Source organism: Candidatus Binataceae bacterium (assembly GCA_036495685.1).
Classification (GTDB): domain Bacteria; phylum Desulfobacterota; class Binatia; order Binatales; family Binataceae; genus JAFAHS01.
Genome location: DASXMJ010000223.1, coordinates 1 through 10,327 on the forward strand (window position 1 = coordinate 1; position 10,327 = coordinate 10,327).

8 protein-coding genes are annotated in these 10,327 nt (G+C 61.5%); 5 read left to right on the top strand and 3 right to left on the bottom strand.

The features are described 5' to 3' along the window. On the top strand, positions 1 to 1,794 hold a 1,794-nt coding region (gene ggt, locus VGI36_20250), incomplete at its 5' end, for a gamma-glutamyltransferase (GenBank protein ID HEY2487482.1). Between the two features lie 2 nt (positions 1,795 to 1,796). Here ggt and VGI36_20255 read toward each other — a convergent pair. Both VGI36_20255 and VGI36_20260 read right to left on the bottom strand, forming a co-directional pair. Then, positions 1,797 to 2,030, bottom strand: coding sequence for a hypothetical protein (locus tag VGI36_20255; protein ID HEY2487483.1), 234 nt, complete (start codon positions 2,028 to 2,030; stop codon positions 1,797 to 1,799). Positions 2,031 to 2,036: 6 nt separating this feature from the next. Next, a complete protein-coding gene (locus VGI36_20260; GenBank protein HEY2487484.1) occupies positions 2,037 to 3,410 on the bottom strand; it encodes a hypothetical protein in 1,374 nt (457 codons plus the stop codon). 316 nt (positions 3,411 to 3,726) lie between these two features. On the opposite strand from VGI36_20260, the gene VGI36_20265 reads away from it, so the two are divergent. The 4 genes from VGI36_20265 to hpnI all read left to right on the top strand — a co-directional run bounded on the left by VGI36_20265 (position 3,727) and on the right by hpnI (position 9,308). Continuing rightward, on the top strand, positions 3,727 to 5,472 hold the full coding sequence (locus VGI36_20265) for a glycosyltransferase family 39 protein (GenBank protein ID HEY2487485.1): 1,746 nt from the start codon (positions 3,727 to 3,729) through the stop codon (positions 5,470 to 5,472). After that, entirely contained in the window at positions 5,450 to 6,439 is a 990-nt protein-coding gene (locus tag VGI36_20270) for a lysylphosphatidylglycerol synthase transmembrane domain-containing protein (GenBank protein HEY2487486.1), read from the top strand. Before VGI36_20265 ends, VGI36_20270 begins: the two co-directional genes overlap by 23 nt. 146 nt (positions 6,440 to 6,585) lie before the next feature. Beyond that, positions 6,586 to 8,037 carry a hopanoid biosynthesis associated radical SAM protein HpnJ gene (gene hpnJ / locus VGI36_20275; protein HEY2487487.1) on the top strand — a complete coding sequence of 484 codons (1,452 nt, stop codon included), beginning with the start codon at positions 6,586 to 6,588 and terminating at the stop codon, positions 8,035 to 8,037. Positions 8,038 to 8,102: 65 nt separating this feature from the next. After that, positions 8,103 to 9,308 (top strand): bacteriohopanetetrol glucosamine biosynthesis glycosyltransferase HpnI, encoded by a 1,206-nt coding sequence (gene hpnI, locus VGI36_20280; GenBank protein ID HEY2487488.1) that lies wholly within the window; start codon positions 8,103 to 8,105, stop codon positions 9,306 to 9,308. A gap of 200 nt (positions 9,309 to 9,508) precedes the next feature. On the opposite strand, the gene VGI36_20285 is transcribed toward hpnI, so the two are convergent. Further along, positions 9,509 to 10,327, bottom strand: an 819-nt coding sequence (locus VGI36_20285; protein ID HEY2487489.1) for an SMP-30/gluconolactonase/LRE family protein, incomplete at its 5' end; no start/stop codon positions are given.

A 10,327-nucleotide genomic window follows, 5' to 3' on the forward strand; every position in this document is an offset into this window, starting at 1 on the left:
GGACAGCAAACCGGTCCGCCGCGATACGCGAGAAAGCTGGGTTGCCCGCAAGGGTTGGGAATCGGGCGCTTTCATCCGGGGGCGCTGATTGTTAGTTACTCCGAGATGGTCCGCAGACCACTCAGCTTGCACGCCTTCTGCTTGGCGATTTGCGCCTCGCTGTTGTCCCCGCTCTTCGTGTCGCCCGCGGGCGCCGTACCCAGCGACACTGCCGCCGTTGCTCAGCACGGAATGGTAGTGGCGGAAACCACGGAAGCATCCGCAGCGGGTGTCGAGATTCTCAAGCACGGAGGCAACGCGATCGATGCCGCGTGCGCCGCTGGGCTCGCGACCGGGGTTACCCACGCGGCCTCGTGTGGAATCGGCGGCGGCGGTTTCATGCTCATCTACCTCGCCAGCACCGGCGAATTCTATGCACTCGACTATCGCGAGCGCGCTCCGCTCAAGGCGACGGCGAACATGTTTATCCGCGATGGTCATCCGGACGAATCGCTCGCGCGCAGCGGCGCGCTCGCGATCGCGGTGCCCGGCGACGTCGCCGGCATCGATGCGGCCCTGCGGCGCTACGGGACGATGACGTTTCAGCAGGTCGCGGTGCCCGCGGTGCGACTGGCACAGAACGGCTTTGCGCTGAGCCCGCATCTGGCGCGTGAAATCAGCTCGCTGGCGAATAGCCTCAAGCTCGACCCCGGCCTCGCGGCCGTGTTTCTCAAGCCCGACGGCAGCGCCCCCAAACCTGGCGATCTCATTTTCAACAAGAACCTGGCGGCCACGCTTAAGCGTCTGGGCAACCAACCAAGCGAGGTTTTCTACCACGGACCGATCGCAGAGGAGCTGGTGCAATTCATCCAGGGGCATGGCGGAATAGTTACCAGCGAAGACTTGGCCAACTACCAGCCAGTCTGGCGTGACCCGCTGCACCGCGCGTATCGAGGCTACGAGGTCTACGTGATGCCGCCGCCATCGTCGGGCGGGGTGTTGCTTGAGATGCTCGGCATGCTCGAAACCGGGCATCTGGGCGGTCTGGGGGTAAATTCATCACCCTACCTGGCCCGCCTCATCGAGGTGATGCGCGAGGGATTTATCGATCGCGAGAAATACGCCGACCCCGCTTTCGTCAACGTGCCGGTGGTCAAGCTGCTTTCGGCGCAGCATATCGATCAGGCGCGCGAGCGTGCGCTGCACCATAAGCTAACGCCGCCGGCCGAAACCGCACACGACCACGGCACTGCGAATCTCATCGTCGCCGACCGGCAGGGAAATGTGGTGGTGCTGACCACGACCATCAACACCTCGTTCGGCGCCAAGCTGATGGATCCCAACCTCGGGATCATACTGAACAACGAGATGGATGATTTCGGGGTGGCTCCGGGAGTTCCGAACGCGTTTCGCCTGGAGGGCGAGCCAGCCAATGAAATCGCGCCCGGCAAGCGGCCGCTGTCATCGATGGCGCCGGTGATCGTGGCAAAGAATGGTAAGCCGGTTCTCGCGGTGGGCGGGTCAGGTGGTCCGACGATTGTTACCGGGGTACTGCAGGTGATGCTCGACGTGCTCGATTTCCATCTCGGGCCGGGTGTGTCGGTGGACCTGCCGCGAATTCATGAGCAGGCGGCTCCGGAAACGGTCGTCATCGAGGAAAAGATGCCTGGGCAGACCACTTCCGCACTCACACAGATGGGCTATCGGTTGCGGATGGTTCCGATGCTGGGTGCGGTGGGAGCGTTGAAAACCGAGCCGGGGAATTTGCGAGGTGCGGCGGATGCGCGCAAGGGCGGATTAGCGAGCGGGTACTGACGCTAATCGCCGAGGTAGTGGTCGCGCAGATGCGCGACCCCCGACGCGGTGATCCTGACCATCAAACCATCGCCCACCCGCACCTTTGTCACCAGGCCTCGATCATTTGCATCTTCCCATACCGGAAACTTGGGGCAGGAAGTGCGCCAGGCGTCCATCACTTCCTCGTAGCTCCGTTCGCGCGGTGCCAACCACGCCAGCAGATCCAGGATCAGCGACTCGAGTGTATCGCCCATCGATTCCTAAAGGGTTGATGCGATTTCCGGCAGGTGTACCCGAACCAGCGTAGCCAGTTCCTCATCCGAAATAGAAGTGTTTCGTCCCGCGCTGTACTGGTGGTCGACCCAATCGGTTATCTTCCGGACGGCGTCGGCTTGCTTGCTTACCTGGGTGGAGCCCTTAAGCTTGAAGTACGAATTGATCCACCAGGCGACTCCAGCGGTGCCGGAGGTCTTGTCGACCGCCACGCGCGGTGGGCGGCCAAGAATCTTGCCGGTGTCGAAGATGTTGTAGATTTCCTCGTCCTTGAGGAGTCCATCGGCATGGATTCCGGCGCGGGTCGAGTTGAACTCGCGGCCTACGAATGGATAGTTCGCGGGGATGCGATAGCCTATCTGGTTCTCGAAATAATCGGCGATTTCGGTGATTACGGCGGTATCAACTCCGTTGCAACCCTTGAGCGAGATGTAGTCCATCACCAGGCCCTCGAGCGGAGGATTTCCGGTCCGTTCACCGTAGCCCAGCAGGGTGCCGTTCGCGTACATGCATCCGTAGAGCCACGCGGCGGTAGCGTTGGCGAGTACCTTGTGAAAGTCGTTGTGCCCGTGCCACTCCAAGCATTCGGACGGGACTCCGCATTCGCGGCGCAGGCCCAGAATCAACTTGGGAACGCTGCGTGGCAATGCAACACCCGGATACGGTACCCCGAATCCCAGGGTGTCGCAGACGCGAATCTTCACCTGGGCGCCACCGGCTGCGCGCAACTCCATCAGCTCGGTGACAAACGGCACCACGAACCCGTAGAAGTCGGCGCGGGTCGCATCTTCGAGATGGCATCGGATGGTGAGGCCCTCATCGAGCGCTGACCGGACGATCCCCAGGTAATCCTCCAGCGCCTGGCCGCGCGTTTTCCGAAGCTTTCGGAAGATATGATAGTCCGAACAGGAAGTCAGAATGCCGGTTTCCTTTATTCCGATTTCCTTTACCAGCTTCAGGTCGGCCTTAACCGCGCGAATCCATCCGGTGACTTCGGGAAACTCAAAACCGAGCGCCAGACAGCGCCGTACCGCCTCGCGATCCAGGTCGGAATACAAAAAGAACTCGGTTTGGCGAATCACGCCGTTAGGCCCGCCGAGTCGATGCAGCATCGTATAGAGCGCGACAATCTGATCGACGCTGTAGGGTGGGCGCGCCTGCTGGCCATCGCGGAAGGTCGTGTCCGTGATGAAGAACTCGGGCGCCGGATCCGGTGCTTCGATCGCCCCATCGAACTCGATCTTAGGGACCGCATGGTAGGGAAACATCTCGCGCAGCAGATTCGGTTCGGCGATCTCGCGGACTTGCGGAGCCGAGAGCCCTATGCCGGCGGATCCATTCGGTGACTTTGCCTTGGCCATGAGCGCCTCCTGCGCAAGGAGAAACGAGCGTTGTACGTGCAATATCAGCTTTCCGATCAACATATGTCAAGTTCTGTCAACATGAATAAATATGACATTTCGCGCAACGAAAGCTGACACCCGATGACCGGGGCCGCTGCCGATAAGACGTCCGCGGGCGCGCCCCCAAGCCCGCGCGCAGAGAAGAGTCCGGGATTCTGCGAGGAGTTGCGCGCCCGCGCAGCTGTCGCGCGCGAAGGGTGCGGTGGTTTGCGGACGGCTGTGGATCGAGATGATTCTCAACCATGGATGCCGGCGGTCGAGGCGGCGCCGTACTGTGACCAACAGCCTTCAGTCGCTAGACTCGTTCGCCGTGGCCGCAGCCAATCCCGGTTCCCGCCAACCGCCGTCGACCGCGCCGACGCCGAGCGCGATGCGCGCTAGCGCCGCTCCAGCGGCGCTAGCAGCTCTCATTTTCTTCTTTAATCTGTGGCGTTACGGGTTGTGGGAGCCGGATGAGGCGCGCTACGCGGAAATCGCGCGCGAGATGGTCTCGGGCGGGTCGCTCGTGATCCCGCACCTGAACTACGTCATCTACGTCGAGAAGCCGCCCCTGCTCTATTGGTTGACCTCCATTTCCTTTGCGGTCTTCGGAATCAATGAATTCGCCACGCGGCTGTCCGTGGCGCTGTTCGGCGTGCTCGGCGTTGCGGCCACTGCGTGGTTTGCGGCGCGCTGCTTTGGCACGCGGCATGCGCTCGTCGCGGGCGGAATCCTGGCGACGATTCCTCTTTACGCGACGATGGCGCAGGTGGTGACCACCGACATGATGCTGACCACCTTCGTGACGATCGCAAACTTCGCACTGTTCCTGCACTGGCGCGAGGGTGGCCGATGGTGCTGGCTGGGGTATGCCGCGATTGCCCTCGGGGTGCTGACCAAGGGCCCGGTGGCGATCATCCTGCCGCTTTTAGGGATGCTCGCGTTCCTCGTCTGGGAACGCGACTGGCGCGGGGCGATCGCACGCTTTCGGGTGCTCGGCGGGCTCGGGCTCGTGGTGGTAATCAGCGCGCCGTGGTTTATCTCGATGATCGTGCTTGTCCCGGGATATTTCGATTTCTATTTCGTGGGAGAGCATCTGCGGCGCGCGTTCCAGGTATCGTATAGCCACGGCGAGCCGGTTTACTTCTACGTTCCGGTGCTGCTTGCGGGACTGTTGCCCTGGTCACTGCTGGTGCCATTTCTTACCTGGCGCCGACTTAAGCCGAATCCCGCGCGGCGATTCTGTGTAGCGGCGGCAGTGAGTACCAGCGTCGTGTTTTCGTGCGCCAGCGCGAAGCTCATCCCCTATATCCTGCCGGCGGTGCCGCCGATCGCGATTCTGATCGCCGACGGAATCATCTCCTGCGCGTGGCCTTTCGAAACACAGGGACGAGCGGTCGCCCCACCAGACTCGCGCATTCTCGCCGAAAGCGGACCCCTGCTCGGAATTCTGGGAGCGGTCGCGATTGCCGCGGGCATTTTCGCGGCGCGATTTGCATCCCCATATCCCATGTACATGCAACCCGCGCTTCTGGGCGTGGGAGCGGTGCTGATAGCCGGTGGTGCCATCGTCACGGCTCTGTTCCTTGTCCGCCTGAACGGCGCTGGAACTATGGCCCTGATATTGACCATGGCGTTTGCGTTGATGGGGGCCAGTTGGGCCCGAATCGAGGCGGAACCGTTGCGCTCCTATGCAGTTCTCGCGCGCGAAATAGCTCTGCGCGCGCCTGACGCGACGGTGATTTGCTACCATCGCTACGTGCAGGGGCTCCCCTTCTATACCCGCAAACGTGTCGTGCTGGTCGGCGCACGGACTGAGCTCGGGTTTGGTTCGAGGCTTGCACCCGAAGCGGGCGAATATTTTCTCAGGAACGACGCCGACCTGCTGCGTTTGTGGCACAGCTCCGGCAAGAAAGTGCTGGTGCTGGACGAGACCGACCTTGCGCGCCTCGGCGAGCAGCTCGGCACATTCAGCGTGATCGGCGCGGAATTTCACAAGCGCGCAATCGAGAAATCTGGTGAGCGAGCAGACCGCGAGTAAATTTTCTCCTGCCGACGAGAACGTCGCGGCCCCCAACCGGCGCTCTTCGTATCTCGCCTTCGCGACTCGCGCGGGCGTCGGCTTGTTGGTCATCGGATTTCTGCTGTGGCACTACGACGCGCGGCCGGTGCTGCGCATCCTGGGACGGGAGAATCTCGAGTACTTCGTCGCGACGGTCGCGATTTACGTCGCCGGGCAAGTGATGTCGGCGTGGCGGTGGCAATTGCTGGCCGCGGTAGTGGGAGTGCGCGCGCGCTTTCGTGACTTTCTCGGATATTATTTCGTGGGCTTGTTCACGAATCTGTTCGTTCCGGGGCTGCTCGGCGGTGACGCGCTCCGTGCGGTGTACCTCGGCCGCAAAACCCATCGACTCGGCGAAGCGATTGCATCGGTGGTGGCGGATCGTGGAACTGGGCTGATTGCTCTGTTCTGGCTTGCGGCCCTGATGGCTTTGCTGATTCCTTCCGCACTGGCACCACCGCTCATAAGGGCCATCGTGCTCATTGGCGCCATCGCGCTGGCCCTCGTGCTTCTGGCTCCGCTCGCCGCGATGATACTGCCGCGCCTGCCGCGTTTGTTGCGCCGGGGTCTGGGAGTTGTGCATCCGTATCTACATCGCCCGCTCTCGATGTTGCCAGGCTTTTCGCTCTCCTTCTTGCTCCAGGCATCGCTCGGGATGGCGCAATGGATCTTGGCGCGCGGGCTCGGGCTACCCCAACCGCTCGCCGTGTTTCTGCTGTGTGTACCGATCGCGAACGTGGCGGCCGGGTTGCCGGTAACCTTGAACGGGTTGGGAGTTCGCGAAACCGCTTACCTGATTCTCTTCGGGATGGCCGGAATGGCGCGTGACGACGCGATTGCGCTGGGGCTTTTGTGGTTCGCTGCCACCATGCTTGGGGGTCTCACGGGCGCGGTCGCATTTGCCCTTACAGATTTTCCGGAAAAGCGGGGGGTCCAACGGCGCTGAGCGGCTGCGCAGCGGTTTGGTCCGAAAGCAAGGGTGGAATACTCCCAAAATACATCGCATTTTCCCTGAAATCTTGCGTTCGGCTCAGCCGGTTTGTATAGTGCCTGACTAACCAAGCGGACAGGCCACTCGGAGACGCCTATACCATGGATTTTATGAAGACCCTGTTCCTGAACCCGCCGTCCTATGACGACTTCGACGGTGGGGCAGGCTCTCGCTATCAAGCTACCCGCGAGGTTTGGTCTTTCTGGTACCCCACGTGGCTTGCATATCCTGCCGGGATGATACCGGGGGCTCGGTTGCTGGATGCCCCTCCACATGGGTACTCGGTCGAGCAGACCATCAACGAAGCCAAGGCCTACGACCTGGTGGTCTTGCACACTTCCACTCCCTCGCTCCGGATGGATCTGCGAACGGCCGAATCGATCAAGGCCGCAAATCCCAATGCCACCATCGCCTTTGTCGGTGGGCATCCGACCGCCCGCCCGGACGAGGTGCTGCAGCTATCGAACGCGGTCGATGTCGCGGGACGCAAAGAATTCGATCATTCGATAGTCGAGGTCGCGCGGGGCATGGATTGGGACAAGATAACTGGAATCAGCTATCGCAGGAATGGCTCGATTCATCACAACCCGGATCGCCCAAATCTTACCGACGAGCAACTCGACCAGCTTCCGTTCGTAACCGAGGTCTACGAAAAGAACCTGGACTACCTGAAATACAACAGCCCCTACTGCCAGTACCCGTATGTGTCGATGTACACGGGGCGCGGCTGTCCGGCGAAGTGTACTTTCTGCCTGTGGCCACAGGTCACCCAGGGCCATCGCTACCGAGTGCGCAGTCCCGAGAACGTGCTTGAAGAAGTGTCGGCAATGAAGGCCAAGTTCCCGAAAATGAAGGAACTCTTCTTTGACGACGACACCTTCACCGCCGACCCGGCGCGCGCGCGCAAGATCGCGCAACTACTGAAGCCGCTCGGCATAACCTGGTCGACCAATTCGCGCGCCAATGTCGATTACGAAACGCTGAAAATTCTGAAGGACGGCGGGCTGCGGCTGTTCGTGGTCGGCTACGAATCGGGCAACGCGCAGATCTTGAAGAATATCAAGAAAGGCGTCGGCCTTGACCGTGCGCGCCGTTTTACTCGCGATTGCCATGAAATAGGCATTCTCCTGCACGGTACCTTTATCCTGGGTCTGCCGGGCGAGACCAAGGACACCATCGAGGAATCGATGCGGTTTGCGCGCGAGATGGACTGCGAAACCATCCAGGTCTCGCTGGCTTCCCCCTACCCCGGCACCGAGCTGTTCGAATACGTGACCAAGAACGGTTACCTGGCGGTCGATCCGCTGCTCGACGAATCGGGTTACCAGAAGTGCACCATCAAGTATCCGGGCCTGAGCAATGATGAGATCTACGGTGCGGTGGAACGCTTTTACCGCAGCTTCTATTTCCGCCCGCGCTACATCTTCAAGTCAGTGAAGAAGATGATGACCTCCACCGAAGAGGCGAAGCGGCTGCTGAAGGAGGGTATGCAGTTTCTCTCTACCATGCGCCAGCGCCGGCATCAGATGGCTCAGCAGCGAGTGGCCGCCTAAACAAGGCCCGAGGGAGGCGGTTTACCATTGAGCGCGGGGCCTGCCTGGCCGGCCTACTGGCTGTCATGAGCTTACTTAGCCTTCTCTGCGACGCGGGCATAATCATCGGCGTCGGTTACTGTCTCGCATCATTTGTCGCCGCGCTGCGCTTCGCAAAGCGGGCAGCGAAACGGCCCGCGGCGCTCCCGAAGATCGCTCCCCGCGTCGCAATTCTGAAACCTTTGCACGGAACGGACGAGTCGCTGGCCGCAAACCTGATGAGCTTCCTCGAGGTGACGTATCCGCGGCTCGACTATTTCTTCGCGGTGTCATCTTATGATGACCCGGCGGCGGAAGTTCCGACCGCGCTGCGCGCCCGCTACCAGTTCGCGAATATCAGGCTGCTGGTGGGCGAAGAACCGGACTGCGCGAACCGCAAAATCGCCAAAGTTATCAGGATGTCGGACCGCGCCGAAAAGGCGGACATTTTCGTGATGAGCGACGCGGACATCTCGGTCGATCGCGACTACCTTCTTCGAATCGTGAGCGAGCTGGAGGCGGACGACCAGGTGGGCATCGTGACTTGCGCATATCGCGCGCGGCCGTCTGGATCCTTCATGTCACGGCTGGAAGCGTTGTTCGTGAATACCGATTTCACACCGCAGGTGCTTTTGTCCTCCGCACTTGAACCGATGCGCCATGCCCTGGGCGCGACCGTCGCGATAAAGCGCGATGCCCTGGAGTCGATCGGCGGATTTCGCGCCGTAAAAGATCTGCTCGCGGACGATTTCTACCTGGGTAGGTTCGCCACTCAACACGGCTGGCGGGTCAGGCTCTCCGACTCGCTGGTGACGCTGAGCTTCGAGGAGACGCGGCTCAGGGCGGTGTGGCGCCGACAACTTCGCTGGGCACGCACGGTACGGTGGGTGCGCCCGGTCAGCGTAGGGACCATCTTCTGCCATGCGACCTTCTGGGCGCTGCTGCTTATGCTCATCTCCGGATTCAGTGCTGGCAGTATTGCAGTGTTGGTTGGCGTCCTCACCCTTCGTATCGGCATCTCGGCCGTGATCATCGCGCGGGTGCTCAAGCTGCCCGGGTTGGCGCGCGACGCGTTGATGGTTCCTCTGAAAGACGTGTTGGCCGCGGCAATCTGGCTGGTCAGCTTAACCGGCAATGAGGTTGTGTGGGGTGGAGAGCGCTTCCGGAGCGGGCGCGACGGCATGATGCGCGCGGTGACTCGGTCCGCCGCACGACGCGCCACGGTGGGATCGTCGCATCGGGCGGCATCCTGAGCGCCGCCTCAGGCACCTGCCCGACAGCCTCTGATCCTTTCTAGAACCCGGGCGGCGGTTGAGGACAAACCGCTCAGTAACACGCAGCGTCCCCCTGTTCGGCGATCGCCAGGCACTTTGGTGCTCCACCCGGCTCGAACCCGAGAGACTCCGCGTGTACGGGCGGCGGGCCGGCACACGTAGCGAGGCGAACTCCTCCCCTAAAACCGGGCCTTCGGCACCGGCAGTCCGGGGACGTCCGCACGGGTGTGGAATATCGTTCCTTTGCGCTCTTTGTCGTCGGTGTTGTCCGCGGTCACGATGTATAAATCCAGCATGTCGCGCCCGCCGAACACGAGGCTCGTGACCATCGTGGCCGCCAGCTTGATGCGTTTCTTCAAGATGCCGTCGTTGCCGAAATGCACCACTTCGCCCACCCGGACTGCGGCGACCCAAATTCCACCCTGCGCATCGACCGCCATTCCATCGGGCCATCCCTCGGGCAGCTTGGCGAAGATTCGACGATTCTTGACCGTGCGGTCGGTCGCCACGTCGTAGGCCCAGACCGCGCCGGTGGTGGAGTCGCTGTGATACAGGAGCTTGCGGTCCGGGCTGAAGCCGAGACCATTGGTAACTTCGATGCCATCATAGAGTTTGGTCGCGCGTCCCGGCGGGTCGACGCGAAACAAGCTGCCGGGGACGGGTTTACCGCTGCCCAGCGGATCGAAATTGAGCGACCCGGTATAAACGCTGCCCTGGTCGTCGACGGTGAGATCATTCAGACCCATGAGCGGCTTGCCTTCCCACTCCACGAACAGGTTGCGGCTTTGCCCCGTGTTTTCATCGAACAGGATCAGCCCCCGGCCGGTACACACGATCCCTCCACCCTGATTGAACATCATGCCGCCAACCCCCTTGCGCTTGGGGATGACGGTATCCACGCGGCCGTCGGGATTGCGCCGATAAACGCCACCGTTGGGGATGTCGCTGAAATAGAGTCGGCCCTGCTCGTCGATGCGGGGTGCTTCCAGCAGGCCATA